General features: G+C 30.0%; 18 protein-coding genes. 1 reads left to right on the top strand and 17 read right to left on the bottom strand.

Annotated features, from left to right (window positions below; translation table 11 throughout):
* Positions 1 to 9 precede the first annotated feature (9 nt).
* The gene (locus P8H50_RS08100; RefSeq protein ID WP_300207589.1) at positions 10 to 1,245 is read left to right on the top strand and encodes a tetratricopeptide repeat protein; all 1,236 of its coding nucleotides are present in this window, start codon (positions 10 to 12) and stop codon (positions 1,243 to 1,245) included.
* 86 nt (positions 1,246 to 1,331) lie between these two features.
* On the opposite strand, the gene P8H50_RS08105 is transcribed toward P8H50_RS08100, so the two are convergent.
* The 17 genes from P8H50_RS08105 to P8H50_RS08185 all read right to left on the bottom strand — a co-directional run bounded on the left by P8H50_RS08105 (position 1,332) and on the right by P8H50_RS08185 (position 15,099).
* Positions 1,332 to 2,636, bottom strand: coding sequence for a deoxyribodipyrimidine photo-lyase (locus tag P8H50_RS08105; RefSeq protein ID WP_300207592.1), 1,305 nt, complete (start codon positions 2,634 to 2,636; stop codon positions 1,332 to 1,334).
* Position 2,637: 1 nt separating this feature from the next.
* Complete coding sequence (locus P8H50_RS08110; protein ID WP_300207595.1) at positions 2,638 to 3,099, bottom strand: SRPBCC family protein; 462 nt, start codon at positions 3,097 to 3,099, stop codon at positions 2,638 to 2,640.
* 1 nt (position 3,100) lies between these two features.
* Positions 3,101 to 3,562, bottom strand: a complete 462-nt coding sequence (locus P8H50_RS08115) for a TspO/MBR family protein (protein WP_300207598.1) — start codon at positions 3,560 to 3,562, stop codon at positions 3,101 to 3,103.
* Positions 3,562 to 4,101: a glutathione peroxidase gene (locus P8H50_RS08120; protein WP_300207600.1), complete on the bottom strand. Its 540-nt coding sequence runs from the start codon at positions 4,099 to 4,101 to the stop codon at positions 3,562 to 3,564. Before P8H50_RS08120 ends, P8H50_RS08115 begins: the two co-directional genes overlap by 1 nt.
* Positions 4,102 to 4,104: 3 nt before the next feature.
* The gene (locus tag P8H50_RS08125) at positions 4,105 to 4,788 is read right to left on the bottom strand and encodes an SDR family oxidoreductase (protein WP_300207603.1); all 684 of its coding nucleotides are present in this window, start codon (positions 4,786 to 4,788) and stop codon (positions 4,105 to 4,107) included.
* A 59-nt stretch (positions 4,789 to 4,847) separates the two neighbouring features.
* Entirely contained in the window at positions 4,848 to 5,069 is a 222-nt protein-coding gene (locus tag P8H50_RS08130) for a hypothetical protein (RefSeq protein ID WP_300207606.1), read from the bottom strand.
* Positions 5,070 to 5,071: 2 nt separating this feature from the next.
* Positions 5,072 to 5,773 (bottom strand): GTP cyclohydrolase I FolE, encoded by a 702-nt coding sequence (gene folE, locus P8H50_RS08135; protein ID WP_300207609.1) that lies wholly within the window; start codon positions 5,771 to 5,773, stop codon positions 5,072 to 5,074.
* Between the two features lie 8 nt (positions 5,774 to 5,781).
* Positions 5,782 to 6,087: a TIGR03643 family protein gene (locus P8H50_RS08140; protein ID WP_300207613.1), complete on the bottom strand. Its 306-nt coding sequence runs from the start codon at positions 6,085 to 6,087 to the stop codon at positions 5,782 to 5,784.
* Positions 6,062 to 6,487 carry a hypothetical protein gene (locus tag P8H50_RS08145; protein ID WP_300207615.1) on the bottom strand — a complete coding sequence of 142 codons (426 nt, stop codon included), beginning with the start codon at positions 6,485 to 6,487 and terminating at the stop codon, positions 6,062 to 6,064. The genes P8H50_RS08140 and P8H50_RS08145 overlap by 26 nt, the downstream gene beginning before the upstream one ends.
* Positions 6,488 to 6,588: 101 nt before the next feature.
* On the bottom strand, positions 6,589 to 8,076 hold the full coding sequence (locus tag P8H50_RS08150) for an FAD-binding domain-containing protein (protein WP_300207618.1): 1,488 nt from the start codon (positions 8,074 to 8,076) through the stop codon (positions 6,589 to 6,591).
* Between the two features lie 32 nt (positions 8,077 to 8,108).
* Positions 8,109 to 9,641 carry a cryptochrome/photolyase family protein gene (locus tag P8H50_RS08155; protein ID WP_300208241.1) on the bottom strand — a complete coding sequence of 511 codons (1,533 nt, stop codon included), beginning with the start codon at positions 9,639 to 9,641 and terminating at the stop codon, positions 8,109 to 8,111.
* A 4-nt stretch (positions 9,642 to 9,645) separates the two neighbouring features.
* Positions 9,646 to 10,956 carry a DASH family cryptochrome gene (locus P8H50_RS08160; RefSeq protein WP_300207621.1) on the bottom strand — a complete coding sequence of 437 codons (1,311 nt, stop codon included), beginning with the start codon at positions 10,954 to 10,956 and terminating at the stop codon, positions 9,646 to 9,648.
* The gene (locus tag P8H50_RS08165; protein ID WP_300207623.1) at positions 10,926 to 11,078 is read right to left on the bottom strand and encodes a DUF2256 domain-containing protein; all 153 of its coding nucleotides are present in this window, start codon (positions 11,076 to 11,078) and stop codon (positions 10,926 to 10,928) included. The genes P8H50_RS08160 and P8H50_RS08165 overlap by 31 nt, the downstream gene beginning before the upstream one ends.
* Entirely contained in the window at positions 11,071 to 12,495 is a 1,425-nt protein-coding gene (locus P8H50_RS08170) for an SDR family oxidoreductase (protein WP_300207625.1), read from the bottom strand. Before P8H50_RS08170 ends, P8H50_RS08165 begins: the two co-directional genes overlap by 8 nt.
* A gap of 3 nt (positions 12,496 to 12,498) precedes the next feature.
* The gene (locus P8H50_RS08175; protein ID WP_300207628.1) at positions 12,499 to 13,113 is read right to left on the bottom strand and encodes a flavin reductase; all 615 of its coding nucleotides are present in this window, start codon (positions 13,111 to 13,113) and stop codon (positions 12,499 to 12,501) included.
* Positions 13,114 to 14,424, bottom strand: coding sequence for an AarF/UbiB family protein (locus tag P8H50_RS08180; RefSeq protein WP_300207630.1), 1,311 nt, complete (start codon positions 14,422 to 14,424; stop codon positions 13,114 to 13,116).
* Positions 14,425 to 14,442: 18 nt separating this feature from the next.
* On the bottom strand, positions 14,443 to 15,099 hold the full coding sequence (locus P8H50_RS08185; protein ID WP_300207633.1) for a TetR family transcriptional regulator C-terminal domain-containing protein: 657 nt from the start codon (positions 15,097 to 15,099) through the stop codon (positions 14,443 to 14,445).
* Positions 15,100 to 15,192: the final 93 nt, after the last annotated feature.

The raw sequence follows: 15,192 nt of genomic DNA on the forward strand, positions 1-15,192 counted from the left end.
TAAAAACTAATGAAAAAACAACTAATCCTAGCCTTAGCTTTATTTGTTTCAGTTCTTTCTTTTGCTCAAAAAAAAGAATTGAAGACTTTAGAAAAAGCTATTAAAAATAACAATTTTGCTGAAGCTAAAGCTACTGCAACACAACTAGAATCTATGCTTGATAGTATGGATGATAAAATGAAATCTAAATTCTATTTTAATAGAGCAAAAGCACTTTACGCAAATGGAGCAGGTAGTTTTACCGATTTTGATACTGCTTTTAACGACTTAACAAAAGTAGATAGTAAATATGTTAGTGAACTAAATGATACAAAACAATTTGTAAGAAACGAATTATTACAAAAAGCCAATAATTTTTACAAAAACGAAAAGTATAAAGAAGCCTCAGGTTTATTTACAATGCTATTTAAATTGGTTCCAGAAGATCAATTTTATTTATATTTTGCTGCTGTTAGTGCCATACAAGGTGAAGATTTAGAAACGGCTTTAAAACATTACATAGCTTTAAAAGATTTAGGTTATACAGGTGTTGAAAAAGAATATTTTGCCATAAATAAAGAAACTGGTAAAGAAGAGACTTATGATAAAGCAACACGTGATTTATATGTTAAAGCTAAAACACATATTAAACCAGGTGAAAGAATGTCTGAGTCTAAAGCACCAGATATAGCTGTCAAAATTGCATTAATTTATGATAATCTTGGTAGAAATGAAGAAGCATTAGTAGCCTTTAAAGAAGCAAGAGCAATTGATCCTTCAAACTCAGAATTAATTGTGTCTGAAGGTAATGTACAATTAAGGTTAGGAAATACTGAAGAGTATGAAAAGCTAATTAAACAAGCTATTGCTAACGATCCTAATAATGTTGAATTATTATTCAATTTAGGTGTTATGTCTGCAAAAGCGGGAAATATAACTGAAGCAAAAAAATATTATGATAAAGTTATCGGTTTAGATTCAAATCATATAAACGCATCTACTAATATGGCTGCTATGATTTTAAAAGAGGATAAAGAAATTTTGAAAAAAATGAATTCATTATCAAATTCGAATGCTGATACTGTTATATATAATAAATTACAAGACGATAGAAAGTTAGTTTATAAAAGAGCAATCCCATACTTAGAAAATGTAATAAATAGTGGTAAGGCAGATGCAGACATCGCAAAAACACTTTCAAGTCTTTACAGTGCGATAGACGAAAACGAAAAAGCTAAAGAATTGAAAGCTAAATTTGGTCTATAAATTTTATTTTATACAATTAAAAAAACCACTTCTTTAAGTGGTTTTTTTTGTTTTAAATATTAAAGTATACTTATAATTACAAGCAATTAAGAAACGGCTGTTTTGTAAACCTTCAAACAACGTTCTCTAGCAGTTTTATGGTCGACAATTGGAGTAGGATACGTCAATTCTTGGTAATCTGGAACCCATTTTTTTATATAGTTGTGTTGCTTATCAAATTTATCTATTTGAGTCGTAGGATTAAATATTCTAAAATATGGAGCAGCATCTACACCACAACCAGCAACCCATTGCCAGTTACCAATGTTACTAGACATTTCATAGTCATGTAATTTTAAAGCAAAGTAAGCTTCTCCTAAACGCCAATCTATTAATAAATGTTTGCATAAAAAACTACCTACTAACATGCGTATACGATTGTGCATAAAACCTGTTTGGTTTAATTGTCGCATTCCAGCATCTACCAATGGATAACCGGTTTTTCCTTCACACCAAGCTTTAAATTCGGTTTCGTTGTTACGCCATTCTATTCTTTCATATTTTGGTTTAAAGCTCTCTTCGGCAGTGTGTGGAAAGTGCCATAATATTTGCATAAAAAACTCTCTCCAAATTAGTTCTTTTAAAAAAGTAATATTTTGTTGTTTTGAGGCTTCGTTTACCATTTTTCGAACACTTACAGTTCCAAAACGTAAATGTGGTCCTAATTTTGAGGTGTTATCTTGAGCAGGAAAGTTTCTTGTGGCTTCATAGTCTGCAATTAAAGTAGGTGTTACTGTATAAGGTGCAATTTTAACTTTAGCTTCCTTAAAACCAATATCTTCTAAAGTTAGATTTTGTAATTCAGAAGATTTAAAGGTGTTATTAAGTCGTTCTTCCGAAGGATAATAAGTAATCCCATTTCTTTTGTATTCATCTAACCAAACACGAGAAAAAGGTGTATATACTTTATAAGCCGATCCATCTTTTTTTACAATCTCATTACGCTCAAAAACAACTTGATCTTTAAAGGCTTTAAATGTTATACCTTCTGACTCTAGTAACGTTTTTATTTTTTTATCTCTAGATATTGCATAAGGTTCGTAATCACTGTTTGTATATACAGTATCAATTGTATAATTTTCAATTAACGCTTTGTAAATATTTTCTGGTGTACCATGATATATAGCAATAACAGAGTTGTATTTGATTTCAAGAACCTCTCGCATTTCTTGTAAACTTTCATGAATAAAAGTTACACGTGCATCATCCTTTGGAAGTTTGCTTAATATGGTATTATCAAAAATAAAAATAGGCAATACTGGTTTGTCACTTTTTAAAGCTTCAAAAAAACCATGATTGTCCTCCAAACGTAAATCTCTTCTAAACCAGAATATGTTAATAGTTTGTTTCATTTTAATATTTACCAAATAGTTCTTCTAACTTCTGTGTGCGATAATTAAAAATCTCTTCTAATTTTGGCTTTACTAGAATAGGATGCACTAGCTGACCTAAAATGCCCAATGGTACTTTATAATCTATAATATCTTCCATTTCAACACCTCCATCAATTTCGTTAATAAAGTGTTTATGATGCCATAAAGCATATGGTCCAAAACGTTGCTCATCCACAAAATATTTACCTTCTTCAACATGTGTTATTTCTGTAACCCATTTGGTTTTAATACCTAAAATTGGAGTGACAATGTATTGAATAATCTGTCCTGAAAACATTGGTCTATCTGCACCAGAGAGAATATTAAATCCCATGTAATCTGGTGTGATGGTTTTTAGATTTTTAGGACTAGATAAGAATTCCCAAGCTTTTTCTTTAGTTATTGGTAAATTCTGTTTTTTATGTAATGTATAAATTTTCATTTTAATTATTAAATAATATAAAAGCGTTTAAAGACGTAGCAATTAGTAGCCAAATCATGTATGGTAATATTAGGTAGCTTTTCGTTTTTATGCTTTTAAAATTGCTAAAGAAAAAAGTAAAAAGAACAATTGTTAATGCAGAGATAATAACTAAACCAAAGGCAACTAAATGTTGATTGAAAAAAACATAATTCCAAGATACATTTAATACAACTTGTAAGGCAAAAGCTAACTTAAGTTTTGTACTGTCTACTTTTATAAATAAGTGTGCTAAATAGATAGAAAAGCATATCATTATTAATGTCCATGCTGCACCAAAAACCCAACCTGGTGGTGTCCAAGGTGCTTTATTAAGATTTATGTACCAACTAGTTTGTGGTCCATTATTCATTAATAAATTACCAATATATAAACCTCCAAAATTTATAATTAAAAAAAATAAGAAGTGTTTAAAAAGCTTCATTATACTTTTAAGTATTTTGTTATTTTAGAGCTTGTAGGTTTAGTTGTAGAAAAAAAATAATCTATTAGTTCTCCGTTGGTATTTACTAAATACTTTTGAAAATTCCATTTAACAGTCGAGCTTGAAACACCATTTTTACTTTTTTGAGTTAACCACTTATATAGAGGATGCGCATTACTGCCTTTCACATCTAATTTTTCTGAAATTAAAAAAGTTACACCATAATTTACTTCACAAAAAGACTCAATATCTTTAGCATTACCTGGTTCTTGTTTACCAAATTGATTACAAGGTAATCCAATGATTACAAGATTATCCTTATATTTATCATGTAATTCTTGAAGGTCTTTGTATTGCGGTGTAAAACCACATTTTGAGGCTACATTAACAAATAAAAGGTGTTTTCCTCTAAATTCTGAAAGAATAATAGGCTTTCCATTTAAACCGTTGAGCTTTATATCATATAAGGGTTTAGGATTGATTGGATCGTTATTTTTTTTTGAAAACAAGGTTTGAGCAAATATTTTAAATGGGTTCATTTTTTATATTTTAAAACTTACAATACCACAATCCATTTCGAATATTTGACCAGAGATAGAGGCTGCATTTTCTGAAGTTAAAAATACTGCCATATTGGCTACTTCTTCAGGATTTAAGAATTTTTTTAGAGGATGACGTTCTTTTATATTCTCAACCATCTTATCGTTCCTTAATAACTTAGCAGCTAATGTGGTGTCTGTAACGGTTGGAGCAATGGCATTTACACGAATGGTTGGTGCTAATTCTGCTCCTAGAGATTTTGTTAATCCTTCTATAGCAGATTTTGAAGCTGCAACACTTGCATGATAAGGCATTCCTAATTTTGAGGCTACAGTACTAAATAGTAGGATAGAAGGTGCGTTTCCTTTTTTTAATTTTGGTAGATACTGTTGTATTGTTTTAACAGCACCAATAACATTAATTTCGAAGTCCTCTCTGAAGTCTTCAAGAGATAATCTTGAGATTGGTTTTAAATTAATACTTCCAGGACAGTATATTAAAGTATCTATAGCTTCAATTTCTGGCAAATCGTCTGTTAATACATTACAAGAGTAGTGTATTAAGTTTTGATGTGAATTTTCCGGAGAAGTTCTACTAATGTTAAAGACTCTGTTTTCTGAAACAAGACTACAAACAATAGCACTACCAATGCCTTTGCTTCCGCCTATAACTACAATGTTTTTCATTTTTTATTAATGATTTTTTTAAGAGAATAGACACAATATTAGCCAAAGGCAAGTCTATTCTATGATGATGGACGACCTTTTAGTCGTTTTTCAATTTTTTGTTTAATAACAGTAAGGCGCTTCATGACTTCCATTAATTCAGGATCCTTACTTTCTTTATAAATTTGATTTAAACCAAGTATTATTTCCTTAGCTTTTCTTGAAGCTACTATTCGTTCGTTTGTAGATTTGAAAGATGTTCCTTGTTGTTCGAACTCTAGTGCTTCTTTTAAAATATCCATTTTTAATCTTTTAGGTAATTCTGCAATTCAGTTATTTTAGCTTGTTTTTTAAACGCGCCTCCATAATAAGAAGTTACAGTTGCAGAGGTTTCGTCTTTAATTCCTCGAGACGAAACACATAAATGTTTTGCATCTATTATAACAGCTATATCTTCAGTATTTAGAATTGTTTTTAATTCGTTTGCTATTTGGTTTGTTAAACGTTCTTGTACTTGTGGTCGTTTTGCGAAATAATGTACTATTCTGTTTAACTTTGATAGACCAATAACCTTGCCAGAAGAAATGTATGCCACATGTGCTTTACCTATTATTGGAACAAAGTGGTGTTCGCAATTAGAATAAAACGTGATATTCTTTTCTACAAGCATCTGGTTGTATTGATACTTATTGTCAAATAAAGCAATTTTTGGCTTATTTTCAGGGTTTAATCCAGAAAATATTTCTTCAATGTACATTTTCGCAACTCTTTTGGGAGTTCCCTTGAGAGAATCGTCTGTTAAGTCTAGACCTAAAACATCCATTATTTCTTCAAATAGAATGGCTATTTTTTCTTTCTTTTCGGTGTCTGAGAGATTAAAAGCATCTGGTTTCATTGGCGTTTCTAATCCTGTAAATAGGTGGTCGTCACCAATGTCTTGTACTGAGTAACCATTTAAATTCATTTTGTTTTCTTGTGTAAGTAATTCTAAATTAGTCTTTTTCATAGCAATATTTATCTTTTACTTATTTTGTTGTGTGTAATTTGTTTTTGTCTTGAACATTTAAAGCGTCCTTCTTCAAAATTTCTATTTTTAGAATGTTTCGTTTTTCTGCCTTGAACTCTAGCTCTCCACATTCTAAAACTGCTAGGTTTCATTTCTTTTCTCATGAGCTCTATAACTTCTTGTTCTTTAATGTTGAACTGAAAGGTAATAGCATCAAAAGGAGTTCTATCTTCCCAAGCCATTTCTATTATTCTGTCGATATCTTCGGTAGTGAAGTTATCTGGTTTGTTAGGTTTGGAAATGATATTGCTCATCAAATTTTATTTTTTCATTTAAAAGTTTATCAAAAAACAACTTATTCTCTTTAAACATTCTATTGTTTTTAAAATGAATAAATTTACCTTGTGCATGAATACTAGAAGCATTTGTTCTATATATTACCAATTGGTAATATGGTATTGCCCAAGTAAAGTTTTGTAGGCCTTTTATTATATGAATTAAAACGCCCTTTGGTCTAAGTTCTAAGTTAGCATAATTAATATCTGAAACTGTGTTGAGATATTGTTTTAAATTAGGACTCACATTATCTATTACCATTCGTTTAGAACCAATTCCTTTTAATTTAATACTTTCTATGAAACCATAAGATTTACCAACAAATTCGTTGATTGATTCTTTATTTTCTTTGCTTGAATGTGTTGTATTAAATATCATTAAAAAAATGTTTATTTCTAAACTTATATTCAAATCTACAAAATGTTTAACGTCTAAAACAAAATGATAAACAAAATTAACAAAATATTACAGTTTTGGTATTAATTATTGTTCATCAAACTATTTCTATTGCTTAATGTATGACGTTTAAGAATGCGTTTTGACTCACTTTTTACCATTTTATTGTCTTTTAAATCCCACAATATAGTACTTGCTGTTTTTCTTGATAATTTTTCATTAACAATCGGAAATGGATAGTCTTTGCCAAGTTCGAAGCCTGTTAACTGTTGGTCGAAGTAAGACATTGTTTGTGGTTCGTGTATATATGGTGCTTGTAGTTTTTGTAATTCTGGAACCCATTTTTTTATAAAAGTACCATTAGAATCATGATCAATACTATTTTTTATAGGATTATATATACGAAGCATGTTAATACCAGTTTCTCCAGCTTGCATTTGTATTTGAGGATAATGTATTCCTGGTTCAAAATCTAAAAACATGGAAGCTAAATGTTCACTCATATCTTGCCAAGGCTGCCATAGATTATGAACAAAGAAAGAAACCACCATTGCTCGCATTCTAAAATTTAGATATCCAGTTTCGTTTAAACAGCGCATGCAAGCATCTATTAAAGGATAGCCCGTTTGTCCAGTCTTCCATGCGTTTTGAAATTCTATATTTAAAGGTTTATTTAAATCATGATAGCCTTTATTTATACTTTTAAATTCCATAGTATGTTCCATTTCAAATTTTTGAATGAAATGTGCTTGCCATCTTAATCTGGAGATAAAAGCATTTAAATGTCTTTTATGTTTGCCTTTATTTCTAACCTCTGCAGCAACATTAATAACTTGTCTAACAGAGAGATTTCCCCAAGAAATATAGGGAGAAAGACGACTACAGCCTGTTCTTGATTCTAATGGTTTACTAATATGAAACATGTAATTTGGATAACGTTCTATAAAAAAGGAACGCATATATTTTAATCCAGTAGTAGTACCTCCTTTTTGAAAAAGTTTGTTATCTGAAGTTTTTAGATCTACTATTTTAAAGTGTTTTTCTAATGTGTTAATTTTAGATGTATGTAATAATTGGTTTTTTTTAGGATTAAAGACGTGGTCGTTTTGCATCATATAAGTATTCCAATCATTAAACCAAGTATTTCTATTTTTTAAGCCACGAATAATGGCATTATTAATATTTTCCTTCCAAATTATACTGTGTTGTTTACAAAACGAAGCAAATTTAAGATCGCGTTTATACGTAGAAAGTATTCCTGTTTCTTGATGAGAATAAATATGAGTAATAGAGTAGTGCAGCTGTAATGTTTTAATAACAACTTCTATGGTATGGTTTACAACAAGCACTTTAGAATTAAAAGCTTTTAAGTTGTTGTTAATATCTTCGAGAGACTGTTTTATAAAGTCCCAATGTCTTTTGTTATAGTGCTTGTCTTGAAAAAGAAAATCTTCAAATACATAAAGTAAAAGTACTTGTTTGTTAGATTTTAGAGCATGTTCAATGGCTTCATTATCTTTTAAACGAAGGTCTCTTTTAAACCATACGATTTGTAGTTCTTCTTTTGGCATTATTAACAATGGAAGACTTAAGATTTCAATTTTTAAAAAAGATTAGGATTCTCTATAATAGTTTGTGCTCTTAATTTAATATTGTGCAAATCTTCTGGTTTCATTTTGTTAAGTAAACTGTACATCATCTTCATTCTAAAATTATCGCTTAACTGTTTTCTTTTATCATCTAAAAAATTCCAATATAAACTGTTAAATGGACAGGCTTTATCTCCAATTTTTTCTTTTTTATTATAAAAACAACCATCACAATAATTACTCATTTTACTAATGTAGCTTCCACTAGAAACATAGGGTTTTGTAGCTATTTTTCCACCATCTGCAAATTGACTCATGCCTCTAGTGTTAGGTAATTGAACCCATTCTACAGCATCTATGTATATACCAAGGTACCATGCATCTACTTCGTCTGGATTTATTTGCGTTAATAAGGCAAAGTTTCCAGTAATCATTAAACGTTGAATGTGGTGCGCATAACCATTGTCTAAAGAGTTGTTAATTGTCTTTTTTAGGCAATTCATTTTTGTATTACCTGTCCAAAAGAAATCTGGTAATGTGTTAGAGTTCTCTAAATAGTTTAATGTTTTGTATTCTGGCATTAATGCCCAATACATGCCACGCATATACTCTCGCCAACCAATAATTTGCCTTATGAAGCCTTCAACTTGAGAAATATCAATGGTTTCGCCATGTGTTCTCCAATAGTTTAAAACAGTTGTTACAATGGCTTTTGGTGAAATTATTTTGCAATTCATCGCAAAAGAAAGACGTGAATGAAAAAGGTAAGCTTGTTCTGTATGCATTGCATCTTGGTAATCACCAAAATGAATTAATAAATGCTCACAAAAATATTTTAATTGATCAAGTGCTTGTTCTCTGTTAATAGGATACTCCAGATATTTAGTATCAAAATGACCAATGGTGTTAATGTTTTGAGAATTTAAGAGTGCAACAATTTCTGAAACCTCATTTTTGTAAGCTCTGTATTTTGGAATCCTGTCTTTTTCTTTCCATTTATTCCTATTGCTTTTGTCGTAATTCCATTTACCACCTTCAGGTTGGTTGGCAACCATTAAGATATTGTGCTTTTTGCGCATATCTCGATAAAAACTCTCCATTATCCATTGCTTTTTGTCTTTGAAAAAACGAGATAAGTCTTGTCGATCTGTGTAAAAGTGTTCAGTAGAAAATATTTTTGTTTCAATATTAAGCGTATTACTAAAATTAGAGAGTTGCTTATCTAATCTATACTCGTCTGGTTCTTGATATTCAAACCTTTTTATCCCTAGTTTTTTAATTAACTGCTCAAGGTTATCTGTAAGGTTTTGCGTGTTCTCTTTTGTATCTAATTGATAATAGATAACCTCACAATTTTGAGATTCTAATGTTTTTGCAAACGAGCGCATAGCAGCAAAAAAACTTATAATTTTTTGAATGTGATGCTTGACATAATTGGTTTCTTGTTGCATCTCGAATAAACAGTATACGTAGTTGTCTTGATTGCCTTTATACCAAGAATGTTTACTGTTAAGTTGGTCTCCTAAAATTAATCTAAGTGTTTTCAAAATATTAAAATAAGGTGTCTTGAAGCCATAAACGTTGATACTTTCTATCAGCATCATATCGTTGAGCTTGTAATTTTACATTAAACGTTCTATCTCTTGGATCGTTACCAACTCCTGAAACATACATCCAGTTTCCATAGTTACTATGCACATCGTAATCTATAAGTAAAGACTCAAAATAGGCAGCACCAATACGCCAATCTAGCATTAAATTTTTCGAAAAATAACTAGCAACATTTTGTCTACCACGATTACTCATCCATCCTGTTTTTTTAAGTTCTAACATATTTGCATTTACAAAAGGTTCTTTGGTCTCCCCATTTATCCATTTATTAATGTCTTTTTGATGTGTGTTCCATTGGTAGTCCTTTTTTAATATACCTCCAATTTTAAAAATATTATTTTTATGTTTTAAGGAAACATATTTAAAATAATCTCTCCATATAAGTTCAAAAATAAGCCAATAAGTCGATTGGTTTTTAAAGTGAAGTGCTTCAAACTCTTTTACTTTCCAATAGATTGTTCTGGGACTTAAGCTGCCATTTGCTAACCATGGAGAAAATTTTGAACTAAAATCTATTCCTATTAATCCGTTTCTAGTTTTTTTATAAAAGCCGAGTTTTTTAGTTTCAAAAAAATAATAATTCAAGTGTTTTAAAGCTTCCGTTTCACCACCTTTTAGTGGAAAGGCAGAGTTTTTATGTGGTTCGAAACTATTAAAACCCAAGTTTTCTAGGCTTGGTATTGTAGTATTATTTTTTACAAGATGCGTTTTTGTTAAATATTTATCTGCTTGTAGTTTTCTTATTTCACTTTGCTTTTCTAATTGTTTTCTAAAGTTTGTAAATACGTTTGGTAATTCTTCTATATTAAAAGATATATCTTCTGGATGGTATAAAAACTGATCGTATTCTTTATAAATTGGAAACCCTTTATTCCTGATATTACATACTTGCTTGTAAATAGTTTCTTCTTCGCTAGTCCATTCGTTTTGAAGATAAAGCGCATCAAAATTAAATATAGAATTTAAAGTAGCGATGCTTTTTTCAGTATAGTCATTATAAACAAATAGCGGAATACCAATATTTTCTAATTGTTTTTTTAAATCAGTAACTGTCTCTATTAGAAACTGAGCTCTATATTTTTCAGTCTTTTTAAATCCAAAACAATCTTTTTCAAACTCCCTAACATCAAAACAATAGACAGCAATTACAGTCTCACTATTATTTATTGCATTAGTTAGTGTTTTGTTATCGTGGATTCTTAAGTTATTTTTAAACCAAATTAAGCTGGTTTTGTTTTGTTTCTTCTGCATTTTTCGCTGCAATATTTTATGTGTTGCCAATTTTTTGACCACTTCTTTCGCCAAGTAAAGCTTAAGTTACAAGTTTCACATTGTTTAGAAGGTAAATTTTCTTTTTTAACGCCTTTAGGCATTTGCGAGTTTATTAATCATGCCTTTAAAAATAAAACCATGAAATGGTAAAACACTATACCAATATAGTCTTCCAGCTAAGCCTTTGGGTCTAAAAACAGCACGCTGATATACTTTCCCTTTTGCAACTCTAAATTCTAGCCAAGCTTCTCCTGGTAATCTCATTTCGGCAAAAAGCAATAAGCGTTTCTCTTTTTTATCTACTAAAAGTACACGCCAAAAATCTAATGCATCACCTGTTTTAATATCGTTTTTATTTGTTCTACCTCGTCTTAAACCAATACCTCCAACTAGTTTATCCATAAACCCACGAATTTTCCATAGAGTGGTCCCATAATACCAACCATTATCTCCACCTATGGCACAGATTTTTGCAAATGTGCGTGTTTCGTCTTTTACTTTACGTTCTTTAACATCTTTAAAACAGCCGTATTTTGGAACATTAATATATTTTGCAGATATACGTTTTTTTTGTCTGCTACTTGCAAAAGAATCTTTCCAACTAGATATTATACTATTCTGCTTGATTTTTACAAAGGCTAATTCTAGAGCTTTATCATAACTCATAGGTTTAACATGTAGTAAAGTATTAATATTACTAGGTTTTCCAATAATTTCAACTCCCATACTATTTACAAGTGTTCTTGCTAATTTGTATGATGTAGACGTTACAAAATACAGCCAGTAGCTTGATAACTGTGGAGTCATTAAAGGAAAAGTAATAATGTATCGCTTTAAATGTCTTGATTTAGCAAAACGAAGTAAAAGTTCTTTGTAGGTTAGTATTTCTGGACCAAAGATATCGTAAGATGTATTGTATAAATCTTTATTTCCTAAACTGCGTGTTAAAAAAGTTAATACATCTCTAATCGCAATAGGTTGTGTTTTAGTGTTTAACCATTTAGGTGCTACCATTACTGGTAATTTTTCTACAAGATCTCTAATAATTTCAAAAGAGCTACTTCCCGAACCTACAATAATTCCAGCTTTAAAAACCGTTAATGCATACTTAGTAGATGCCAAAATATTTTCTACATTCTTTCTAGACAATAGGTGTTTAGATAGTTTAGTGTCATTAGTAATGCCGCTTAAATAGATAACTTGCTCGCAGTTGGTTTTCTCTATTGCTTGTTTAAAATTAATTGCACAATCGTTTTCCATTTGCTGAAAACTAGAAATGGAATTTGACATTGAGTGTATTAGGTAAAACGCAGCATCTATATCTTTAGGTATGTTTTTTAGGGTGTCTTTGTTTAAAAAATCGACTTCAATTACTTTAACATTAGCTTCTTCAATGTATCGTTTTTCAGTTCTTAATTTACCTCTTAAAGCACATATAACAGTGTGTCCTTGCTCTAAAAGTAAAGGAATAATTCGCTTTCCAATATAGCCTGTGGCACCTGTAACTAATATTTTCATAATTTATTTTGGTCTTTGGTAAGCTAATCTTTCTTTTAATTTAGGAAAAGCATAACCATCTAATCCATTAATAGTTGCAACATTAGCATCCGAAAGATTGATAAAACCATCTTCAGTTAAAATATCTTGATTTATGTACAATCCTTGAATTTCACCTAAAACTAAAATAGTATCATTTTCTTTAATTTGGTATTCTCCAAGATACTTCATTTCTAATTGAATTGGAGCATCTTTTACAAAAGGCGCAAAGCTATCGTTTTTGTATTCTGATTGTAATTGTGTTTTATCAAACTCAGAAATAATGGAATTGTATTTAGCAGATGTATGATGCGCTTCTTTAAAATTTGACTCTTGAATATGGTTTATAGTGTAAAATCCTGTCTCTTTAATATTTGTATAGGTGTCTCTTGTAACCTTTGTTGGCCTACAAAAAAAGCCTAAAATTGGTGGATTTGAACCTACATGAGTAACAGAACTAAACACAGCAACGTTTTCTATACCATCTTTGGATTTTGTACCAATTAGGTTTGCAGACTTAAATCCCGAACAACTATTAATAAGATTAATTTTGTATAAATGCTTAAGGTTATTAATGTCTTCTAGGCTAAAATAATGCATTTATAAAGTATTAAAATTGTTGATTTTTATATCTTTCGCGTTTAAATCGAACATTAAATTATACAATCCAAAAAACGTACGATTAATATAAATAAAGTGTTTAGAACCTCTATTTCCATTCATTTTTCGCAATTCGGTACTTTTACTATATTTTTGCCCAAGTTCGGTTATTTTACCAAAAAATTCTTTGTTAGAAAAGTCGAACGTTTCTACATGAAAAGGTTGTGTAAATAAACTTAGCATTTCATGAAACATTTCAGAAAAGAATTCTAATTCCTCAGGAGAATCGTCTGTTCTTAATATTTCTAATTCATACATTTTTTCTCTAAAAGTAATAGGATTGTTTATACTTTCAGCCTTTGCTAATTCAAAGTAAGGCACATAAAACTCGTTTGGAATAGTCTTCATACAACCAAAATCTAAAGCTATTAACTCAGTCTCTTTGGAAATTAGAAAATTACCTGGATGAGGATCTGCATGTACTTTTTTAAGCACATGCATTTGAAACATATAAAAATCCCAAAGTGCTTGTCCTATTTTATTAGCTTTTGCTTGATCTTTGTTGTGCGAAGTAAATTCAGAAAGGTGTTCACCTTCCATCCAATCCATAGTAATGATGCGTTCAGACGATAATTCTTCATAGTATTCAGGAAATTTTAGATGAGGAATATGTTTACATGCAGCAACTATTTCATTACTTTGTGCAACTTCAAGTATGTAATTTGTTTCTTCAACAAGTTTATCTTCAACTTCTTGAAAATATTTGTCTTTATCTTTTCCTTTAATATTAAACATTTGAATAGCAATAGGTTTAACCATTGCTAAATCACTAGAAATACTATCTGCCACACCTGGATATTGAATTTTCACAGCAAGTTTTTTCCCATCTTTTTCTGCTAAATGTACTTGCCCAATACTGGCAGCATTTGTAGAAGTAGAGTTAAAGGTGTCGAAGATCTCAGTTGGTAATTTACCAAAGTATTTTTTAAATGTTTTTGTTACTAAAGGCGCAGAAAGTGGTGGTACTGAAAATTGCGATAAAGAAAATTTTTCCACGTATGCTTGTGGTAAAATACTTTTTTCCATACTTAGCATTTGTGCTACTTTTAGCGCACTACCTTTTAGTTTTTTAAGGCCATCGTAAATATCTTCAGCGTTATTCTCGTTTAAACGCGATTTTGCCTCGACTTCTGTTTTTGTTAATTTATCTCCATAATATTTAAGATAATTAACACCAACTTTAGCACCAGTTTGGACTAATTTTGAAGCACGCTGAATCTTTGATGTTGGTATTCTGTCTATGGTTTTCAATAGTTCTCTATTTTATTTTTAATTCATCTTAATTTTTTCTTTGAAAATGAATTTCCCAAAGTCTATTAAGCTTTTTAATGGTGCAATGTTTAAAACATCGAAACTTGTATTTACAGATTTTTCAATAAAAATATCTGTTTTTTCGAAGCTTGAAGAGGTATCATCTATCCAAAATTTCATGATCAATAAAAGTTGCAGCCAAGCTGTTTCTTGTAAGCCACGATTTTGAATTTTGTCTAAACGGTCTTCTTTAATATCTATTAATTCTATACCTAATTCTGAGATATAATGCGTAAAACTAGATTTTAAAGCCGCTAATGCTTTAAAAGATTTTAAATTGTTTTTATGTTTGTTTAAAGCATAAACAACATAACTTCTGTTAGCGGTAAGGTTTTCAAAAAAAGTAAAATAATAGCTTAAAAGTTTATCTCTAGGTTCAAATTCTGGATAGTCTTCACTTTTATGTAGAGTAGCTGTAGAATTATCATGAAATGCCTTGAAGACATGCTTTTCTACTGCTTCAAAGGTTCCAAAGTATTCGTAAAATTTTGTTTCTTCAAAGTTGTTATGTTTTGCAAAACTGTAAACCGATTTTGGTTGTTGGTCGTGCTCTAAAACATAATCCATGTAAAATGAAATGATATCATTTTGAGTAATGTTTTTCTTTTTTGCCATTGTATTAGATTTATAGTATAAAATTACAAAATGTTTAACTAATTAATAGTATTGTTAAACAAAATTAACATGAGATTGTGATATTAAATATTT

It is taken from the genome of Lacinutrix sp. (assembly GCF_029238095.1).
Classification (GTDB): domain Bacteria; phylum Bacteroidota; class Bacteroidia; order Flavobacteriales; family Flavobacteriaceae; genus Lacinutrix.